Below are 19,588 nucleotides of genomic sequence, written 5' to 3' on the forward strand. Positions count from 1 at the left end.
GGGTTCTGAAAAAGGATATATCTTTGTCCCCGGCAATGGTTCGCCGAGGGTGCCCTTTCGGGGGCACGGGCGATTAATAGGGAACCGGGTGAAAGTCCCGGACAGTCCCGCTGCTGTGAACCTCATCCGGGAATTCCGGATCGCGGGTGCAGGACAATCTTCGTTATGCCACTGTTCGGGCGCGGCATCCGGGTTTCGCCGGAAATACGCGCACAGGGAACGGGAAGGCGCGTCCTAAAGCACTCCGGGGTAAGTCAGAAGACCTGCCTTGCCGTTGAATGTTGTCCGCTTTCGGGGATTTGGAGCCGGAGAACGCCTGTTGTGGATCTTGGGTATATAATTTAATAGGATCGTTCCGAGCTGTGAAACGGAGGCGGTTCGTAATGCAGAGACGGGAAAACCGTGTCGGGGGGATCTGTATCCCGACGGCGGCGTATGCAAGAGCGGACGACAGCGAAACGACAGAAAACCAAACGATACAAATAACGAAGATGAAAAAGATCAATTTGCTGCTGGCCGCATCGGCAGCCCTGTTACTGTTCAGTTGCAACGATAAGGGAGGAGGCGTCGATATTCCGGGGCCTAAGACCCAGGGGTATTGGATTCTCGGCGAGGGGAGCTTCTCGATCGCCAACTCCTCGACGTTGTATTATTACGATTTGAACGATAAGACGGTGACCGACAAGTTCACGGCCGCCAATCCCGGTTCGGTGCTCGGCAGTACGGCCAACGACATGAAGGTTTACGGTACGAAACTCTACGTGGCCGTGGATGTCAGCAATAAGGTCGTGGTACTGGACGCCGCATCGGGACGTATCCTGGATGAAATCGACATGGGACAGGCCGACGGACAGAACCGTGAGCCGCGCGGGCTGGCCTGCGCAGCCGGCAAAGTTTTCGTGTCGTTGTACAGCGGCGAAGTGGCCCGGATCGACACGACGACTTATGCGACGGACTATACGCCGTACAGTGGCGCCTTCAAATACAGCGAAGGGATCGCAGAGGTCAATGAACGCACTTTGGTCGTTGCCAATTCCGGCTACGGATCGGGCAATACGGTGACGGTGATCGATATTCCGACTTTCACTGAAAAGGGGAGCATTACCGTGCCGACCAATCCGAACGAACTGGCGGTAGCCGGCGACAATTCGGTATACTTGGCCACATGGACGGATTATACGACCGGCGCACCGGCGGCATTGCATAAACTGGATCTGACAGGAATGTCCTATACGACGATTCCGAACGTCGAGGTGACGAAAATCGCCATCTACGGCCAGACGTTGTACGGGGTCAATACCACTTACGATGCAACGACCTACGCTCCGAGCTGTTCGCTGGTGAAGGTGAACCTCTCTGACAATTCGTCGGAAACGATGATCGCATCGCAGCCCGGTTCGTTCAACGGGGTGAATGTCAATGCGCTGAACGGTTATGTCTATGTGATGAATGTGGCAGCGGATTATATGACGAGCACGGTAATGGGCTTCGATGAAAAAGGCAATGCGCTCGCGACGCTCACCGGAGTCGGCAACGCAGCCAATACGGTGGCTTTCGTGAATAAAATCTCAAAATAAAAACTTTTGTAGTGTAAGGTTTTTATTCGTGATGCCCCGGACGTGTCCGGGGCGGGGCACGGGGTGGTGGTTCTCCCCGTGCCTTTTTATTTCGAAAAAACTGCTCCGGAAACGGAAACCGTTCACAGGGAGGGACCAACGTATCGTTCGGCTGGGGGAATGCGACAGGGGGTAGGAATTACCCTAAAAAGCCGCGGGTAGCGGACCCGGGGATCCGATGACCCATACGGTCAATACGCTTTCTCCGTTCGGTTTTCATTCTCCCGAAGCGGCAAAGCGCTTGCCGACAACTCTTTCGAATCGCATAAATAAACCGTACGGTTAAAATAAGTCTCCGCGTCAGCGGGCGGGCCGGACGCCTCCCCCTCGTGAGGCCCGGTGCCGCTCGGCACTCGAGCCGGGCTGTAACTACCCGAGACTTCCCGGGCGTCCGACCCGAATGAAAAATTAACCATACGGTTAAAATATAAGTTTCCGCGTTAGCGGGCGGGCTTTCGCTGCGGGAGGCTGCGGCCCGCGCGGCCTAAAGGCCGCAAAGTAAGCCCCTGCCATTTAACTGTACGGTTAATTTATATGTTGTCGCCCGGAGCCAGCGAAGGCAAGACCGCAGGTTGCAGCCCTTCGCCGGAGGTGGCTCCGGGCTGACCGCTACGCGGACAATTAACCGTACCGTTTCTTGTATCTGGCCCTATCCTGCGAAAGGGGGAGGGTACTGCCCGATTCGGAGTGTCCGGTGACACCGTCGGACACTCCGCGAGGATTATTAGATTCTATTTGGCTATCTCTTGAGATTACACGTGCACGGTTCCGGCGAACGATAGCGGTGCATCCGACCGCATCACTCTTTCCACCGGGTGTTTTTCCATATCCGGTTCCATCGTACTTTCTCCCGTTCCCGGTCGTAAGAATAGGCGACCCGCGTGACCACACCCAATACGAAATCTTCGGGTATAAACCCCCAGTAGCGGGAATCCATCGAAGCCATCGTGTTGTCGCCGCAGGCGAAATAAAAATTGCGGCGGAAAGTATAATGCGTAATCGTACTGTCCCCCAGCCGTGTCCGCCCCGTACTGTCTATCCTCGGCCTGACGCCGGTTTCGAACTCTACGGCCGGAGCATAAAGGGCGATGTTGCGGCGATCGAGCGGAATGGTATCTCCCTGCCGGGGAACGTAGATCGGCCCGAAATCGCGGATGGTCCATTTCCCGGCCGCGGAATCGGGCGCGATGGTCTGCCACGACTGCGGCGGGTAAAGCGACAGGTCGGCGAACGCCAGCTGCCGCTGGTATTGACGGATGCCGACGGTACCTTCGACCCCGCGCACCCGGACCGCTCCCCGTTCGGCATAAACCGAATCCCCCGGAAGGGCGACGCACCGTTTGACGTAAAGCGTGTTGAAGTCGAAGGCGATTTTACCCCATCCCCGCGCATAAGGGTAATTGAAAACGATGATGTCGCCCCGCCGCAGCGGACGATACCCCCGGTATTTCCAGCGCAGGATATCGGGCTTTTCGGCTCCCATGCTTTCGAACGTACGGTGCAAACGCGCTCCGAAAACGGCCTTGTTCACGATGACACGGTCGCCGGGCAACAGGGTCGGATACATCGATTCGGTGGGAATGGTGAACATTTCCCAGCAGAAAAAACGCGACATGACCACAAAGGCACCGGGAGCGATCGTCAGAAAAGCGATTCCCAGTCCGCGCAGCAGTTTCTGCCACCATTTCCGTTTGTGCCGTATCGTCATGTGTGTCGGGGGTTATCCGTTCCCAAAGATAATCATTCGGGTTCGGTTTCCGTTTTTTTTCGTTTCTCGTCCAACAGGAGGCGAACATTCCGTTTGATCTCCCGCACGGCCTGCGAAGGGATTTTTTCCTGAAATTCCAGTACTTGCCCGGCCGTTTGCTGCATTTTATCGGTTTGACCGCTTTCGGCATATAATTCGGTCAGCAGATAGAGCGGATAGATGCGGCTCGGTATGACGTCGAAAGCCCGCCGGTAGGCCCCCTCCGCGGCCTGCCACTCGCCCAACGCCTTGTAGTTGTTCCCTGCCAGGTTGTACAGCATGGGATCGGAACTCAGCCGGAAACCTCTCCGCAACCATTCATTGCTCCGGACGAAATCGCCGGTTTTACCGAGGATATTGGCATATTCGAAGATAAACTGCAACTCCCCGTCCAGATAAGGCGACAGGGACGCATAATCGGCTTCGACCGCCTCGAATGCTTCCAGCCGATAGACGGGTTGTATCTTCCGCCAGTCTTCATATCGAGCCTTCATCGGAAGTGCGTGCCGCAGGGCGATGCCCTGGAGCGAAAACACAACGACGACGATAGCGCCCGTAACCGCCGGACGGCATCTGCCGAGCCGCCGTCCGGAACAGAGCGAAATACCGCAGGCCGTCAGCAGGGTGAGCAATGTCAGGAACGAGACCAGCTGAAACGGATAGGAAGCCAGAGCAAAAAGCAGCAACGCCGTCAGGGCGGCGGACAAACCATTGTCGTAACGGCACACGTTTCGCCGGATTTTTGTATCGTCCGGCAGCTGTCGCTTCGCATATCCCCGGAAGGCGGCGATGAGCGGAACGGCGAAAAGCAGCAGGCCGACCAGGCCGAGCTCGGCTGTCAGCTGCAAATAATCGTTGAAAGCCGCTCCGGTGCTGCCGGCGACTGCGATTTCGCCGGGCGTGCCGCATCCGGAGGCGAAATAGCGGGCCTGATAGTCTCCGTAGATGCCGGCATACGAGTTGCCGCCCGTCCCGGTAACGGGATGATCGGCGATGATCCGGGCCGTGATTTTCCACATCAGCAACCGTCCGTCGGCCGAGGAGGCTTTCATCCGGTAGGCTCCCCATCCTCCGGCTGCGATGACAGCGAGCAGGAGCAGACCGCCCGCCACGGTCGCCGTCCGGTGCCGTACCGTCCACCGGAACAGCCTGCGTCGAACAGAACCTGATAAAAGGGCTACAGCGGCCGCGCCGATAGCCGCTATCCAGGCGATCCGGCTCTGCGTGGACGGCAGCAACATCAGGCACCCGCCGACTGTCGGCAGGGCTGCCGCGAAAAGCCAGAAACGCCCGGTCAGCAAAGTGCGCGGACCGAGCAGCCGGAAACGCCGTATAACTATGGGATACTGCGTGCGGAGCTGAGAGAGGGCCACCCCCAGCACCATGGCGAGATAACCTCCGAGCGGCGCCGGATTGTGGAAAGTTCCGGTAATATGGAAACGGGCGTGGTTCGACAGGTCGTATCCATAGAGCTGGCGGAATCCGACGACGATTTCGATAAGCCCGGTTGCGAGCAGCAGGAGTGCGATCCGGGATAAAGCGGCATACCCGCCGATACGGACGTAAAAACGAATATCGGCATAAAGTACGAACAGCAGTACGGGCATCCAGAGGTTCGGAACCGAGGCGTTGCCGGCAACATAGGTACTGAAGAACCGGAACCCGAAGAAAACCAGGACAAGCAGGTCGGCCGCGTGCCACCGGAAACCGGCCCGCAGCATCCCCGGCAATCCGGGTATCAACGTAGCGCTGAACAGGAGCAAGGCTCCGGCCAGCCAGAAGAACTGCGAAGTTTCCATGCCGGCGGGCGGCAGCGTGCCCGGTACGAGCAAAGTCCCGACTATGGCCGCGATACCGACAACAGGCAGTCGTTCGATAAAAAAGCTGCGGAATGCCGGAGTTCGGCAAAAACGGATAACGGGGGAAGCTGACATGCGAAATGGAGAAAGCGGTCTGTTTTTCGTTCATCGAATCCGGCAAGCCTGTCCGCACCTGCCGGATCCGGCCGATGGTTTGGTGTCCCGATCGGTCGGATCACCCGGAAGACGGGCTGGGACCTACTCGTCGTCCGAACTTTCCGGGGGCAATGTCCCTCCGTTTTCGACCAGGCGGTCGATCGTGGATTTGTACAGTTCCCACATCTTCGGATTGCCGATAGGCGAGCCGACCAATACCACCCGGTTATCCCTATCCAACAAAAAAGCGTGGAACTGCAATATATGATATTCGAGAAGTCGAATAAAGACGAAAATGAAAAAAAGAGCTAAACAAGTGCAAATATAACCTCTAATATTCAATACTTTATGTGGTATCAGATTCGGGAATGACTTTTTAATTTGTCTTAATTCGTTGCAAGTTTCTTCGGGATATATGGGAACATATTCGGGAATTTATTTACCTTTGTCATGTAATCAAAAAAGGCATAGCAAATGAAAATTTCCGTCTATTTGAAAAAATGTTCCGCGACCACTTCAAACATCTGCTTCCGGGTACGGGAGAAGAACGTGGACATCAAAGTGGTTTCCCCCATCGCGGTCCATGACAAGTATTGGGATACCGATACTTTATGTTACAGGCGAACGACTGCCGTGACGGCCATTGAGCAGAAACGGGTGCCCGAACAGATCGCTGCCATCATCGAGAGAGCGGAAAAGACCTTCTCCGAGAAGGCTGACGGCAAGTGGATGAAACAGGTCATCGAGGATGTCCTGCATCCCGCGCGGGCTTTCGAGCGTGATTACCCGAACTTGCTCCACCGCATCCACGAGTACCTGGAAAAATATGACGGTGCGGAAAGAACCAAGGAGCACATCGTCCGCTTCGAGCGAACGATGACCAGGTATCACGAGTACCGGCGTGAATTATTGGGCGATACTGACTTCACGCTCTTCGTTGAAACTGTCACCCTGGGGCAGATGAACGACTTCAGGGAGTACGTCGCCAACGAGTACCTGCTCCGCCAGGAGTATCCTGACTTTTATACTCCCCGTATGCTCATCAACCACAAGCCCAAGCCTCTATCCAACACGACCGTCATCAATACCATGAACCTTTTCTGCACGTTCCTGCACTGGTGCAAGAGAATGAAGTATTCCGACAACGAAGTCTATGCTGTCTATGGATGCAAGGAGCCGACCTACGGCGACCCGTTCTACCTCACATCGGAAGAGAGGAATGTCCTGTACGATGCGGACCTGAGCGACTGCCCGAAACTAGCTGTCATCCGGGACATATTTGTATTCCACTGTTATGTCGGTTGCCGTGTCGGTGATCTCTACAGGATGACCAAGGAGAACATCAAGGACGGTTTTCTGGAGTATATGCCTCAAAAGACAAAGAAGTGCCAGGCGAAAACCGTCAGGGTCCCATTGCATGAAAAGGCAGTCAGAATACTGGAACGCTATAGCGGGAATACCGGCAAGCTGCTTCCCTTCAAGCCCATCAACACTTACAATCTGGGTATACGGGAACTGCTGAAACATTGTGGCATTGACCGCGTGGTAACCATTCTTGACACGCACGGCTACAATACCGTGCAGAAACCCTTGTACGAGGTGGCCAGCAGCCACACGGCACGCAAGACTTTTGTAGGCAACCTGTACCGGCAGGTTCCGGACCCCAACCTGATAGCCTCCATGTCAGGCCACGTGGAAGGCAGCAGGGCCTTCCGGCGTTACCGGACGATAGATGATGACATGAAACGAAAACTTGTGGAAATGATAAACTGAGGAGGATATATACATGAAAGTAACAGCATTTATCAGAAAAACATCGGCGAAAAACAACGTGACGGATCTTGCCCGGGTCTATTTCCGTGTCCGGGATATCGGTGGTGTGGACATAAAGGCCGCGAGCGAGTTGTCCATCAACCCGAACCATTGGTGTCCGGAGAGGCAAGGCTACAAACCACGTGTGGCTCTTGTCTCGGAAGAGAAGAAGAACGCTTTCGACAGGGATATCCAGCAAATTACCCACCTGATCACCAGAGAATACAGCCGTGGAGTTGACGGGAACTGGCTCAAGGGGCTGATAGAAGAATACCATCACCCCAACATCAATGCAAGAGGCGGCAACAAGGCAGAGGAATACCTGTTGTCATACCAGATACAAAAATATGTTGACGAGACCTCACTCGCGTTCGAAAGCCGGAAACATCACCTTGACAATCTCAACAAGGTACTCCGTTACGAGCGTTTCCGCCATGAGGTCATGCACCAGAGGGGCTTCCATCTTTGCATTGACTCCATCACGGCAGAGGACATAAGGGATTTCAAATTCTGGCTGCAGGAGGAGCACAAGTATGTTGACATGTATCCCGTGTTTTACCGGAACGAGGTCCGCCGCAATGTCGAGCAGGTACGTTCCGAGAACAGCATGTCGGGAAGCCTGTACCGCATTCGCACCGTCATCAAATGGTGCATCAAGCGTGGCCTTACACGAAATAATCCTTTCGACCAATACCAGATCGCGCAGCCCATGTACGGTGACCCGTTCTACCTGACACTTGAAGAACGGGACAAGGTATATTATGCCGACTTAAGCGGCATGGGTGCCAGCTATCCGGTCTATCGTGACATCTTCATGTTCCAGTGCCTGATCGGTTGCCGTGTCAGTGACCTGAACCGGCTGACCCAGGCGAATATCGTGGACGGTTGCGTGGAGTACATCCCCCAGAAAACCAAGCTGGAGCACGCGGGCACGGTACGGGTCCCGCTTAACCAAAAGGCCTTGGATATACTGGAAAGGTACAAGGACCTGGAAGAAGCGCTGCTCCCGAGATTCTCGCATTTCGGCTACAACAAGAAAATAAAGGAGATTCTCAAATACGTGGGAATCGACCGCATGGTCAGGGTGCTCGACCCGAAGACGCGCGAGGATGTGGCAAGACCATTGTACGAGGTGGCCACCACCCACACGGCGAGGAAGACCTTCATCGGAAACCTGTACAAGCAGGTCAAGGACCCGAACCTGATTGCCTCCATGTCCGGGCACTCTGAAGGTAGCCGTGCCTTTGCCCGGTATCGCAAGATAGACGATGAAATGAAGAAGGAGCTGGTAAATCTTCTGGATTGACCGTTCCTTTTTTCCACCTATCCTTTTATATCCACCGATAATGCAATATGAATATGGACGAGCAGAAGTTGACATACGAACAATTCAAGGAGGATATTCTCCAGTGGAAGAACACGCACCGTGAAGAATACAACCGCTTCTCGCGCCTGATGACAAACGGTGACGAGAGGCAGTATCTTGCCATCTGCAAAGCCATATTCAGGCAACTCCCCGGCATCAGGCGGGAATGGGAATTGTCCTGGAACGATGACAGCACGGATGGCCTTGCAAATATAAACATGCAATTCGCGGAGAACGCGGTACCCGGGCAGATCGTGGAGCTGTACAGGAAACAGAGGGAGGAAAACAATCCTCTGCCCGACAACGTTCTGCCGGTCACATTCTGGGGCAGGATAAAGTCCTTTTTCAGTGGTAAATCTTCCAAGCCGGGTGTCACCCTTTCGGCACCGCTCGTGTTGAGCTGGCTGTATTACGGAAAGAGCTTCGAGGCGATGGTCTCCATGATAGAGAAACAGATGAAGAACCCGAAAGCTGACAATGCAGACAGGCTGGGCTGTTCCCTTGTCGTCAAGCAGATAATAAACGTATCCATCAGGAACGGTTTCCGAACCCGGGCAGACTGGGACAGGTATTTTACCATGAACAACGCCATTGAAAAAGGCCATGTCGGCGAATGGGCCTTGCAGACCATCACGGCTGACATGGAAACCGATGAAGAAAGCAGGGATACGATTACAACCCGGACCGAAGACAGCGTCAGGGGGCCTGTTGTACAACGCGTGGCCGGAAAGAAAAAAATCCAGGAACGGCCACTCGCCGATTATCTTGATCACGAGAACAAGGAAGTTGTATTACATCATATCCGCGACTTTATTTCCGTCAATACAAGTGCCATTCATCAGGCATTACCGTTCTATGTATTGAAGGAGCTCGGTCTGGTTGCCGGTATGCATACAGCCAAGGAGTACAGCATGGGGATGACATTGCAGTTCACGGATTTGCCGTCATTGAAAAGCGAGAGCGCCATACGGCAGTCGGTTGGGTTCCTGAGAACGGCAAAACATGTAATCAAGGATGGCAAAGACCAGATGGCCCCCCTGATAGAGAGTGACGAGAACCGGGAACTGTTCCAGAAATTGGCACAGGCTATCAGTAATATCCCAGGTACAGCCACGATGGCCATTGCAGAGAAATAAGGCCAATTATAACCTTTTCACGTTGTCACACGGATTTATATTGTCATGACAATTTAAGACAAATCATTATATATCAACCACTTTCAATTTACACATACATTTGCACCGTCAATCCTTTCCCGAGGGCTGGCGGTGCTTCTCTTTTATAAGCCATCGGAAGCGGGGCACCAGGGAACTTTTGAAGATGGTCATCACAAACTTCAAAACTGATATTTATGATTACCATAGAGAGTCTGGTCGAGCAAGGAGCGAACGTGAAACTGGAAGTTACTCCCGCTGACCTTAAAATGTTCGCTGAATCCATCGTGCAGCGTACCATCATGGCGCAACAGGAAGAACAGAGAGCCGCGATACTGCGTGAAGCGGAGGAGACTTATCTCAATACAAAACAGGTCCGTGAGTTGCTGAACGTGTGCGAGGGCACGCTCAACCTGTGGGCGAAACGAGGCTATCTCGTACCGGTCAAGGTCGGTAACAAGAACATGTATGCCAAATCTGATGTACGCCGGGTACAGACAGGCAACAAGTCAGAGAGTGTAACATCCTATTGCAAGAGAAAAAATGTGTGATATGGCAACCGGCAGGCTAGAACTGTGTAACAGAATCCGCATGGAGGCGGAGGATATTGAAAGAACGGGATTCCCGCTGGAGGTCCTGCCCCAGGCCGTGCAGTCTGTCATTCTCGATATGGCCACATACGAGAACTACAAGATCGAGTTTATCGCTACGGCCATGTTGTCGGCTGTATCCGCGGCCCTGGGAGGCGCATACCGTATCCGCATCAAAGGAGACTGGCAGAGCAGCGGAGCGTTGTACGTCATTCTGGTAGGCAGGCCCGGACTGGGCAAGACCCCACCGCTGGAGGCCGCATATCGCCCGATCCGGAAACGTGACTATGCCCTTTTCAAGGTGTACGAGACAGAAATGGAGGCATGGAAAGCCGCGGGAGAAAACGGGAAGAAACCTGTCCTGAAACACACTGTAGTCTCTGATTTCACTCCCGAGTCGCTTTTACTGACCCACCACAACAACCCGAGAAGCGTGGTCATTCTGGTGGACGAGATCATGGGCATGTTCAATTCCGCCAACCGTTACACGAACGGGCAGCTCATAGAACAGCTTCTGACTGCATGGAGTGGCGGGGCTTTGGATGTTACCAGGGTAAACTCCCCTGTTCCTGTACACATCGAGCATCCATGCATAAACATCATCGGAACCACGCAGACCAAGCGTGTACACGAGCTTCTGAAAAAGGGGTTCGAGGAAAACGGGCTGCTTGACCGTATCCTGTTCGTGATGCCCAAATCCCCCAAGCTTTCATCCTGGAAAAACCGGGACGACGATGGGGAAAGGACATCCCTCGCTGCAATCCGTTGGGAGAATATATTGAACAAGGTCCTTGCGTTGGACTATGACACCGAAGCGGAAGAAAAAATACCCCACGTGCTGTCCATGGACAGGGAGGCCAGGGAATACTTCTTCTCCTGGTGGAACAGGAAGGTGGAGCGTATCAACCGGATAGAGGATGATGCCGAGGTGGACAGCCGGGAAATGAAACATCCGGCCCATGTAGCCCGTCTAGCATTGATAATTCAGGTTTTGCGCCACGCGTCCGGTGAAAGTCACCTGCAGTTTATAGATGTATCATCGGTGAAAGCTGGCATACGGCTGAACGACTATTTTGAGGAATCATATACGCGTATCCGTTCTTTCGTGGCGAATGACGCCTGTGAAGACCCTCCCAAGGTGCTGCTGTCTATGTTGCCTGATACCTTTGATACAAAAACAGCAATAACCGTTGGAAAGGAACGGCAGTGCGTCAGCGAGCGGACTGTCATGAATTACCTGAAAGAGTTATGCCGCAGCAGGCTTCTCCGGAAATCAAAAGCCGGACATTACGAGAAAATCATGTATGATAAATCTGGTAAATCTAATGAAAGCAATGATGAATCATCCCCACGAAACTGCAACGGATGATCTCTTGTTGCAGCCTGCAGTCTTTGCAGTTTTGCAGTTTCGAGGACTGAAAAGGGGAAATTCCTGCAGGACTGCAAGAACTGCAAACTGCAAATGGTGGTATTCATTTGCAGAAACACGTAATCGGCAATATTATGAACGAATATAGATTCCATCTTCAAAAATACAAACCGGGCAGCAAGACCGTTTGTCCGGGGTGCGGAAGGAAGTCTTGCTTTACCCGTTATATCGACGAGGCGGGAGAGATATCTTTCCCGGGATACGTGGGCAAATGCGACCACGTCAACAGTTGTGGCTATCACTATTCCCCGAAAGAATACTTCCGGGACAATCCGTCAGCAAGGGAAACATCGGCTGGCCATAAAATGAACGGCAATGTATTTACGGCAGTAAAGTATGCAGCTAAACAACCGCCAACAGAACAAGAACCGGAGATTTCTTATCTTCCCTATGATTTGGTGGAGCAATCCATGCGCGGGTACGACATCAACCCATTGTACCGTTACTTCACCAAAGTGGCGGGAAAGGAGGAAGCCGGCCGGTTGTTCCATGTTTACAAAGTCGGCACGTCAAGGATGTGGAACGGTTCGACCGTGTTCTGGCAGATAGATGTCAGGGGTAACGTGCGTGCAGGCAAGATTATGGGCTACGATGCCGTAACCGGGCACCGGATTAAAGAGCCTTTCAATCAAGTCAACTGGGTCCATTCTGTAAGAAAAGTGCCGGACTTCCACATGAAGCAGTGCCTGTTCGGTGAGCATCTGCTTTCGGACACTTCCGCTGCCATGTCAGCCAAGCCTGTAGCCATTGTCGAAAGCGAAAAGACGGCACTGGTTGCCGCCCTGTTCATCCCTGATTTTGTATGGCTTGCCACCGGGGGAATGCACGGCTGTTTCAACAGCGAGGCCATGCAGGTGTTGAAAGAACGTGAAGTGATCCTTTTCCCCGACCTCAAGGCAACCGATGAATGGCGGCAACGGCTGCCGATGCTGGAGACTATCTGCAGGCGTGTCACCTGTTCCGACCTGCTGGAAAAGATGGCGACCGATGAACAGCGTAGTCGGAGACTGGACATCGCCGACTTCCTGCTGATGGAGGATACACCACAGATGATTCTCGCGAGGATGATACAACGCAATCCAGCGTTGCAGAGCTTCATCGACACCTTCGGACTTGAACTGGTGGATGCAGGGAAGATCGAATGAAGGAGAATCAATGGACAGCTCGCTGTCCCGTGAAAATGGGGTTGTAAAATCCCGTAGCTTATTAGGGCATTTTCACCGTCTCCGCTTCGCGTCCGGCAGTCAAAAAGCCCATAAGCCGGGGTACTCTCCAGGCTCCCGGGTATGCCTCCGGCGGTCTGACGGGATTTTACAACAAGAATAACAATAAAATAACGAACAGATATGAGTAATACACAATACGCTGTCTGCCACCTGCAGCGTGGCAGCGGTAATGACAGTGGAATGTCATGCCATATAGAAAGAAAGGATGCCAAGGGAAAGGTTTATGTGCCGGTTAATGCCGATGCGGACCGGACACATCTCAACCGTGAGTTGGTCAGATTTCCCGATGGCGTCTCCAATCGCACCGAGGCGATACAGCACCGCATCGAGACCGCCGGGCTGCGCCGCAAAGTCAGCAAGAACCAGACAAAGGCAATACGCGTAATGCTGACCGGAACGCATGAGCAGATGATGGAAATTGCCAATGACGGCAAACTGGGCAGTTGGATCGATGCCAATCTCAAATGGCTAAGGGAGACCTTTGGTGATGACAACCTTGTGTCCTGCGTGCTGCATATGGACGAGAAGACCCCACACCTGCACGCCACAGTCGTGCCCATTGTAACCGGTGAGCGTATCCGCAGGAAGCGGGAGGGCGAAAAGAAATATGAAACGAAGTCCGGACCCCGTCTGTCGGCGGACGATGTGATGCGCCGTACCAAATTGCATGAATACCAGAACAGCTACGCCAAGGCCATGAAACCGTTCGGGTTGCAGCGTGGAATTGTCGGTTCTACCGCCAAGCATCAGGCTAACTCGGAATATTACAGGCAGCAGGTAATCCAGTATGAAGAGGATATAGCCAAGTTACAGGCCGATGTGGAGAAGGCGCAAGAAGGCAGGAACACCATCCTCGCGTGGTTCGGCAAGGGGGACCTTTCCAAGGCGAAAAAGGAACTGGCTGACAAAGATGTACTGATTGCCGAACTCAATAAACAGATTAAGGAACTTCAGGCAGAAAAGGCACGGTTGCAGGAACAACATAAATCAGAAATCGGAAAACTACGAAACGGCTATCAAAAAGAAATAGACAAGGCCATTCATCAGGCGGAAGTGGCAGAACGACAATTCAAGGAGAAGGATGCACTCATAGACAGGCAGAGGAAGCAGATAAGTTTGCTCGACCGCAAGGCCAATCCCCAGCGTTACAGCCTATCGTCCGGTGCCGAGCTTGTACGTGTCAATGTTTCAAACTATCGGAATCCGTCGCTCCATATCTGGACACGGGTCGGAGAGGAACTTTTTGAGAATATCAAATTCCAGATAGACTATGATGTGGCTCAAAGACATTTCAACGGCCAGATCACGGACGAGGAGTTTGTCAATGCTGTCTTCGAGTCACAGGAACAGGTAAATGGAAAGCAGGCAGAGCTATTGGGTGCAGCTTTTACCCTTGTTGCCGGTGGACCGGCAGAGGTTCATGTTGGTACTGGTTCTGGTGGCTCATCGTCTGACCTCCCGTGGGGAGAACAGAAAAAAGGGAATAGAAGATAAAAACTAATTCAAAATATATTACGGAAAAACTTTAGCATATAATTAAGCATCACTTACTATACATACGCCCCATTATGAGCAGGTGAAGCTTGAGGTACCAAATTCTTGGTATATGGTTTCTGTTTCAGATTTGTTTTTATTGAATCCGAAATCAGAATTAGATGATAATATGAAAGTCGGATTTATTCCAATGGCACTTGTCGAGGATGGATTTTCAGGGAATCATTTCTATGAAGAACGTACATGGAAAGATGTCAAAAGGGGGTATTGTCACTTTCAAAATGGAGATATTGGCATAGCGAAAATATCGCCATGCTTTGAAAATCGTAAATCAACGATATTCAAAAATCTTCCTAATACTTATGGCGCAGGAACAACAGAATTAGTTATTCTCAGACCAATTAAAGTTTACACAAAATTCTATCTTTATCTTTTCAAATCAGATTGGTATGTCAAAGAAGGCACTAAATATTTCAAAGGTGTAGTTGGACAACAAAGAGTTCACAAAGAGATATTTACAGACTTACATATTCCTCTTCCTCCTTTTGCTGAGCAGCAACGCATCGTTGAAGAAATCGAGTATTGGTTTGCCTTAATAGACCAGATAGAACAAGACAAATCTGACTTACAAACAGCAATTAGACAAACCAAAAGCAAAATTCTTGACCTTGCCATTCACGGCAAGCTCGTTCTGCAAAACCCGAATGACGAGCCAGCATCGGAACTGCTAAAACGCATCAACCCGAAAGCCGAAATCACTTGTGATAACGGGCATTATCCCGTTGGTTGGATTGATGTAATTCTAGGAGATATATTCTATCATAATACGGGAAAGGCTCTTAACTCATCAAACAAAGAAGGTGTATTGAGAAACTATCTTACAACATCCAATGTGTATTGGAATCAGTTTGACTTGTCTCTTGTTAAACAAATGCCTTTTAGGGATAATGAGTTAGAAAAATGTACTGTTCAAAAGGGTGACTTACTTGTATGTGAAGGCGGAGATGTTGGCCGTTCTGCAATATGGAATTTTGATTACAATATCTGCATTCAGAATCACATTCATAGATTGCGTCCTAAAGGAGACTTGAATGTCTCATTTTATTATTATGTTTTACGGTTCTTGAAAGAACATAATCGAATAGGAGGTAAAGGCATTGGATTGCTAGGGTTGTCGTCCAATGAATTGCATAAAATAGGAATGCCATTACCGCCACGAAAAGAACAAGATAGAATAGTGTTAAAGATTGAAGAGCTGTTTTCCGTTCTTGATAACATTGAAAATGCCTTAGAAGCGTGATAAGATGCGCTTCTAAGGCTACGTTATTACCAATTTACTACCTTATCGACAATTTTCTGCTGTTCGCTGGCGGTGCGGCGCAGGTAGATGCGAGTGGTTTCTATGCTTTCATGTCCCATAAGGTCGGCCAATAAAGCAAGGTCGTTGAAACGGTCAAGGAAGTTCTTGGCGAAACGGTGACGAAAAGAATGAGGATAAACAACATCACGGTTCAATCCATATTTATCGGCAAAATGCTTTAACTGTTGGGCAATACCGCGTGTCGTTATGCGCTGCCCAAAACGGTTGAGAAAGAGATAGCCGCTCGTGATACCCTTTCTTTTCAGCCATAATGAAGCTTCACTCCGCAAGTTTTTGGGAATGTATAAACGGCGCACTTTGCCACCTTTGCTGTAAAGGTCGAGATAACCCACTTTCACGTGTTCAACCTTTATGTGCAACAACTCGCTTACCCGTGCACCTGTCGCCGCCATGAACCATACTACGAAATACCAATCCTCGTAACCGTCAGCCTTCAACTGAGCTTTCAGAAACTTGTAATCGGCATCGCTGATGACATTCTCTAAAAAGTTCTTTTGTTGCACTTTGACAAACTTCACTTTCAGCCTGTCGTGCTTGGTAAACTCCAGATACTTGTTGATGCCTTGCAAACGGAGATTGACGGTCTGCGGTTTGAAGTTTTCCACCAGATAGCCCTTATAGGCCAACAGGTTTTTCTTGTTCACTTCTCCATAGTGACTGAGAAAGTAGTTCACCGTCCACACATACGATGCTACGGTGTTCTTTGCCAAATTCGTTTTGGCAAGATAGTCTTTGAATCTTGTTATCATATACATTTATTTTTGATGAATACGATAACAATATAAAGCGCAACCTAACGGGCATTATCCGCAGTTGCCTGACGGGTGGTGCAAATGCCGATTAGAGGACATAGTTGAATACGAACAACCACAAGCCTATATAGTCAATTCAACTGATTATGACGACAGATATTTAACCCCTGTTTTAACGGCAGGGAAGTCTTTTGTAATAGGATATACCAACGAAACAGAAGGCATTTATCAAAATACGCCCTGTATCATTTTTGATGACTTCACCACAGATTCTAAACTCGTTGATTTTCCATTCAAGGTGAAATCATCTGCTATGAAAATCTTAAAAGTAGCAGATGATATAGAAATTGAATATGTTGCTATGTTTATGAACATAACACGGCTCATTGGTGACACTCATAAGCGTTATTGGATTTCAGAATACTCTAAACTTTGCATACCAATACCACCAAAAGATGAACAAAAGCGTATAATCAATGCAGCAAACGCAATGTTTGAAAAACTTGATGCAATAATGGAGAGTTTATAAATTCTCCATTATTGCATCCAATTTACTATGCATTGAATTTATCACAGTTACAATTCTTACTTGTTCATCATAAGGTGGTACGGGTACTTCTATTGCCTTAAATAGCTTCTTATCCAGATGAGGTATTGCCGAACCTACTTTGTTTTCACGCAATGCTTTACGATGCAGGTTTATAACGTGTAAGATGTACTCTGCAAGCATATTTTCATTGATATGTAGTTGCTTGAATGTGCTGCCTTGATAACCTTCAATCGGCGTTCTGAACACTTCACCAGAGTTTTCTCCATCAACCAAAATCAATAGGCTATTGGCTGCTACATATCGTCCATTTGTCAGTGTCTTAAAGTCACGTTCTCCTCTTAGATATTTTACATCAAGATTTGGCATTCCCTTACCGTCAAGTTTCTCTCCATCCGTCAAAGAACATAGCATTTGCATGGGAACTATTGTCCAACTATCAGGCAACTGCGGATAATGCCCGTTATCACAAGTGATTTCGGCCTTAGGATTGATGCGTTTTAGCAGTTCCGATGCTGGCTCGTCATTCGGGTCTTGCGGAACGAGTTTGCCGTGAATGGCGAGGTCAAGAATTTTGCTTTTGGCTTGCTTGATAGTATCTTGTAAATCTGATTGACTTTGCTCAATAGTGCTTATTAAATCAAAACAATATTCTAATTCTGCTATGATTCTTTTCTGCTCAGAAAGAGGAGGCAATGAACTCTCATATTTTGAGATTGCGTCAAAGAAATATTTACCTGCCCTGCTGAACCTTTTGTAGAAATAGAATTTATTTCTGACATTTCTGACAAATAATAAAATAGATACTTTGTCAATATGGCTTTATGAAGTAGCGGACGTATTAACACTGCTGCTTGATTAAAATTTGCCCGTGGTAAAGAAGGTGGAATAATTGCTAATTTGCCTAAAGGAGGACCTACTATATTCATGATTAAATCTCCAACCTCTGTGCGAGAACGTTGAAGTTTCCCATTATGAGTTTCTGTTTTAATATATTGAGGTTTAAAATCAAAATCAATTTTTTGATTCCTTAAATTATACATTTTAATATATGGTATTCCATTAGAAACGAATGATTCTTTACTTGGTGTACTACCAGAAGCAACATAAGCAATATCCTCTAACTTACACCATTCCCACCCTTTCGGCAACAAGTAGGGATAATGGGGCGTATCAGAAGTCTTTGCAGACTTTCTACTTCTCTTTATCTTTCCCTCTTTTATCAACTGCTCTTTTTCTACCTTGATGCGTTCAAGCAGGACAGATGCAGGTTCATCATTCGGGTCTTGTGGTACAAGTTTGCCATGAATGGCAAGATCTAATATCTTTTGACGTAATTTCTTAGTATCCATAGCAATCAGTCTTTATTCAGAAACAGGTTGCAAAATTCGTTCAGCTTCTCCTGCATACGTTCTTGTGGAATAAGGATACGCTTGTATTCAGCTATCATTGTCGGGCTCATACTCCGGCTCATGGCATATTCTACCACTACCCTATCTGCTTCAGGACAGAGAATTATACCTATGGACGGATTCTCGTTGGAACGTTTTACATCCCGGTCAAGTGCTTCCAAATAAAATTCCAACTGACCGAGATCACGAGGATGAAACTTCGTCTTTTTCAGTTCTACAGCGACCAATGCCTGCAATCCACGATGAAAGAACAGCAAATCGGCTTTAAATGTAGACGCCCCAATATTGAGACGATATTCCTGATCCATGAATATAAAATCTTTGCCCAATTCAAGGATAAACTGCTTCATGTGCTCCAGCAAACCATTTCTCAACCGTGATTCGCTATGCTTCTTCGGCAAATCAAGAAAATCAACAAACAAAGTATCTTTAAACATGACTGGAGCTTCAGGATATGTTTTAAGCAATCCTTTTGACATATTGTCCTTATTACCTAATAAAGCCGTATATGTCTGATTTGAGATACAACGCTGAAGTTCCCGTTTTACCAGATGTTCTTTATTGGCATAAAGAATATAGAACAACCGTTCTTCGTTACTTTTACAACGGCATAAGATTTCAATATGGTTGGTCAATGTTGTCAATTCCAGTATCTTCGGCATTTGTCCAATTCCTGGCTGGACGATTTGTGCAGTTTTTGGATGCACTATTATTACGTGTTCTGAAGATGGCTCTGAATGTGATGTCTCTATTTGTCCAATTCTTGGCTGGACAAATTCAGAGTTCAGGTATTTCTCAACTGTAGTAGTAAATGCAGCAGAAGAATATTCGTCATAAAATAGCACCATGTTATAAATGCTGCTTCGCCCAAATCCTTTGATGTCCGGTCGTTGTGAACGAATATATTCAGACAACTGTGTTACGACCTTGCTTCCCCATTCTTCGCTTTTCAATTTGGCTGAAACATAACCTCCCACATGCCATGCTGTTTGAAGCAACTCTTCATTAACAGCTTTGGAAGCACGACTCTTATGTTGGAGAATGATGTCTATGACTTCTCCGAACTGTTGTTCGACTGATATGGCTATCTTATTGTTTTCCATGCGC

General features: G+C 49.4%; 17 protein-coding genes and 1 riboswitch. Of the genes, 10 read left to right on the plus strand and 7 right to left on the minus strand.

Features of this window, described 5'->3' with window-relative positions:
- Positions 1-18 precede the first annotated feature (18 nt).
- Positions 19-285: riboswitch (cobalamin riboswitch) on the plus strand.
- Positions 286-491: 206 nt separating this feature from the next.
- Positions 492-1,577, plus strand: a complete 1,086-nt coding sequence (locus RIKMI_RS0110185) for a YncE family protein (RefSeq protein WP_037291851.1) — start codon at positions 492-494, stop codon at positions 1,575-1,577.
- An 838-nt stretch (positions 1,578-2,415) separates the two neighbouring features.
- Here RIKMI_RS0110185 and lepB read toward each other — a convergent pair.
- The 3 genes from lepB to RIKMI_RS14905 form a co-directional block, all read right to left on the minus strand.
- A complete protein-coding gene (lepB, locus tag RIKMI_RS13875) occupies positions 2,416-3,324 on the minus strand; it encodes a signal peptidase I (protein ID WP_051214500.1) in 909 nt (302 codons plus the stop codon).
- A gap of 32 nt (positions 3,325-3,356) precedes the next feature.
- Complete coding sequence (locus RIKMI_RS0110195) at positions 3,357-5,162, minus strand: O-antigen ligase family protein (protein ID WP_169715519.1); 1,806 nt, start codon at positions 5,160-5,162, stop codon at positions 3,357-3,359.
- A 258-nt stretch (positions 5,163-5,420) separates the two neighbouring features.
- On the minus strand, positions 5,421-5,561 hold the full coding sequence (locus RIKMI_RS14905; protein WP_156877461.1) for a hypothetical protein: 141 nt from the start codon (positions 5,559-5,561) through the stop codon (positions 5,421-5,423).
- Between the two features lie 231 nt (positions 5,562-5,792).
- Between RIKMI_RS14905 and RIKMI_RS0110205 the strand changes: the two genes are divergently transcribed.
- From RIKMI_RS0110205 to RIKMI_RS13880, 8 genes are all read left to right on the plus strand, one after another.
- Positions 5,793-7,091: a site-specific integrase gene (locus tag RIKMI_RS0110205; protein WP_027291526.1), complete on the plus strand. Its 1,299-nt coding sequence runs from the start codon at positions 5,793-5,795 to the stop codon at positions 7,089-7,091.
- Between the two features lie 13 nt (positions 7,092-7,104).
- Positions 7,105-8,436 carry a site-specific integrase gene (locus RIKMI_RS0110210; RefSeq protein ID WP_027291527.1) on the plus strand — a complete coding sequence of 444 codons (1,332 nt, stop codon included), beginning with the start codon at positions 7,105-7,107 and terminating at the stop codon, positions 8,434-8,436.
- Positions 8,437-8,483: 47 nt separating this feature from the next.
- Positions 8,484-9,632 (plus strand): DUF6043 family protein, encoded by a 1,149-nt coding sequence (locus RIKMI_RS0110215; RefSeq protein ID WP_027291528.1) that lies wholly within the window; start codon positions 8,484-8,486, stop codon positions 9,630-9,632.
- Between the two features lie 215 nt (positions 9,633-9,847).
- Positions 9,848-10,201 carry a helix-turn-helix domain-containing protein gene (locus tag RIKMI_RS0110220; RefSeq protein WP_004328966.1) on the plus strand — a complete coding sequence of 118 codons (354 nt, stop codon included), beginning with the start codon at positions 9,848-9,850 and terminating at the stop codon, positions 10,199-10,201.
- A complete protein-coding gene (locus RIKMI_RS0110225) occupies positions 10,194-11,609 on the plus strand; it encodes a DUF3987 domain-containing protein (protein WP_027291529.1) in 1,416 nt (471 codons plus the stop codon). Before RIKMI_RS0110220 ends, RIKMI_RS0110225 begins: the two co-directional genes overlap by 8 nt.
- 134 nt (positions 11,610-11,743) lie before the next feature.
- Positions 11,744-12,814 (plus strand): DUF6371 domain-containing protein, encoded by a 1,071-nt coding sequence (locus RIKMI_RS0110230; protein WP_027291530.1) that lies wholly within the window; start codon positions 11,744-11,746, stop codon positions 12,812-12,814.
- Positions 12,815-13,015: 201 nt separating this feature from the next.
- Complete coding sequence (gene mobV / locus RIKMI_RS0110235; protein ID WP_027291531.1) at positions 13,016-14,389, plus strand: MobV family relaxase; 1,374 nt, start codon at positions 13,016-13,018, stop codon at positions 14,387-14,389.
- 112 nt (positions 14,390-14,501) lie between these two features.
- Positions 14,502-15,689: a restriction endonuclease subunit S gene (locus RIKMI_RS13880; RefSeq protein ID WP_037291858.1), complete on the plus strand. Its 1,188-nt coding sequence runs from the start codon at positions 14,502-14,504 to the stop codon at positions 15,687-15,689.
- Between the two features lie 26 nt (positions 15,690-15,715).
- Here RIKMI_RS13880 and RIKMI_RS0110245 read toward each other — a convergent pair whose 3' ends face one another.
- The gene (locus tag RIKMI_RS0110245) at positions 15,716-16,519 is read right to left on the minus strand and encodes a tyrosine-type recombinase/integrase (RefSeq protein ID WP_022391192.1); all 804 of its coding nucleotides are present in this window, start codon (positions 16,517-16,519) and stop codon (positions 15,716-15,718) included.
- Positions 16,520-16,583: 64 nt separating this feature from the next.
- Here RIKMI_RS0110245 and RIKMI_RS13885 point away from each other — a divergent pair, with 64 nt between their 5' ends.
- A complete protein-coding gene (locus tag RIKMI_RS13885; protein WP_084135261.1) occupies positions 16,584-17,051 on the plus strand; it encodes a restriction endonuclease subunit S in 468 nt (155 codons plus the stop codon).
- Here RIKMI_RS13885 and RIKMI_RS15335 read toward each other — a convergent pair.
- From RIKMI_RS15335 to RIKMI_RS0110265, 3 genes are read right to left on the minus strand one after another with little or no spacing between them, the layout of a single operon-like run.
- The gene (locus RIKMI_RS15335; protein WP_473241531.1) at positions 17,046-17,765 is read right to left on the minus strand and encodes a restriction endonuclease subunit S; all 720 of its coding nucleotides are present in this window, start codon (positions 17,763-17,765) and stop codon (positions 17,046-17,048) included. The genes RIKMI_RS13885 and RIKMI_RS15335 overlap by 6 nt on opposite strands.
- Entirely contained in the window at positions 17,732-18,421 is a 690-nt protein-coding gene (locus RIKMI_RS15340; RefSeq protein ID WP_473241532.1) for a restriction endonuclease subunit S, read from the minus strand. The genes RIKMI_RS15335 and RIKMI_RS15340 overlap by 34 nt, the downstream gene beginning before the upstream one ends.
- Before the next feature lie 5 nt (positions 18,422-18,426).
- Positions 18,427-19,584 carry a PDDEXK nuclease domain-containing protein gene (locus tag RIKMI_RS0110265; RefSeq protein ID WP_027291533.1) on the minus strand — a complete coding sequence of 386 codons (1,158 nt, stop codon included), beginning with the start codon at positions 19,582-19,584 and terminating at the stop codon, positions 18,427-18,429.
- Positions 19,585-19,588: the final 4 nt, after the last annotated feature.

The sequence above is a fragment of the Rikenella microfusus DSM 15922 genome, assembly GCF_000427365.1.
GTDB lineage: Bacteria > Bacteroidota > Bacteroidia > Bacteroidales > Rikenellaceae > Rikenella > Rikenella microfusus.

Excerpts from the sequence above, each read along its gene's own strand:
- RIKMI_RS0110215 (WP_027291528.1), top strand. The coding sequence starts at position 8,484 with ATGAATATGGACGAGCAGAAGTTGACATACGAACAATTCAAGGAGGAT.
- lepB (WP_051214500.1), bottom strand. The coding sequence starts at position 3,324 with ATGACGATACGGCACAAACGGAAATGGTGGCAGAAACTGCTGCGCGGA.
- RIKMI_RS0110265 (WP_027291533.1), bottom strand. The coding sequence starts at position 19,584 with ATGGAAAACAATAAGATAGCCATATCAGTCGAACAACAGTTCGGAGAA.
- mobV (WP_027291531.1), top strand. The coding sequence starts at position 13,016 with ATGAGTAATACACAATACGCTGTCTGCCACCTGCAGCGTGGCAGCGGT.
- RIKMI_RS0110225 (WP_027291529.1), top strand. The coding sequence starts at position 10,194 with ATGTGTGATATGGCAACCGGCAGGCTAGAACTGTGTAACAGAATCCGC.
- RIKMI_RS0110195 (WP_169715519.1), bottom strand. The coding sequence starts at position 5,162 with ATGGAAACTTCGCAGTTCTTCTGGCTGGCCGGAGCCTTGCTCCTGTTC.
- RIKMI_RS0110210 (WP_027291527.1), top strand. The coding sequence starts at position 7,105 with ATGAAAGTAACAGCATTTATCAGAAAAACATCGGCGAAAAACAACGTG.
- RIKMI_RS0110220 (WP_004328966.1), top strand. The coding sequence starts at position 9,848 with ATGATTACCATAGAGAGTCTGGTCGAGCAAGGAGCGAACGTGAAACTG.
- RIKMI_RS0110185 (WP_037291851.1), top strand. The coding sequence starts at position 492 with ATGAAAAAGATCAATTTGCTGCTGGCCGCATCGGCAGCCCTGTTACTG.
- RIKMI_RS0110205 (WP_027291526.1), top strand. The coding sequence starts at position 5,793 with ATGAAAATTTCCGTCTATTTGAAAAAATGTTCCGCGACCACTTCAAAC.
- RIKMI_RS0110245 (WP_022391192.1), bottom strand. The coding sequence starts at position 16,519 with ATGATAACAAGATTCAAAGACTATCTTGCCAAAACGAATTTGGCAAAG.
- RIKMI_RS13880 (WP_037291858.1), top strand. The coding sequence starts at position 14,502 with ATGGTTTCTGTTTCAGATTTGTTTTTATTGAATCCGAAATCAGAATTA.
- RIKMI_RS15340 (WP_473241532.1), bottom strand. The coding sequence starts at position 18,421 with ATGGATACTAAGAAATTACGTCAAAAGATATTAGATCTTGCCATTCAT.
- RIKMI_RS0110230 (WP_027291530.1), top strand. The coding sequence starts at position 11,744 with ATGAACGAATATAGATTCCATCTTCAAAAATACAAACCGGGCAGCAAG.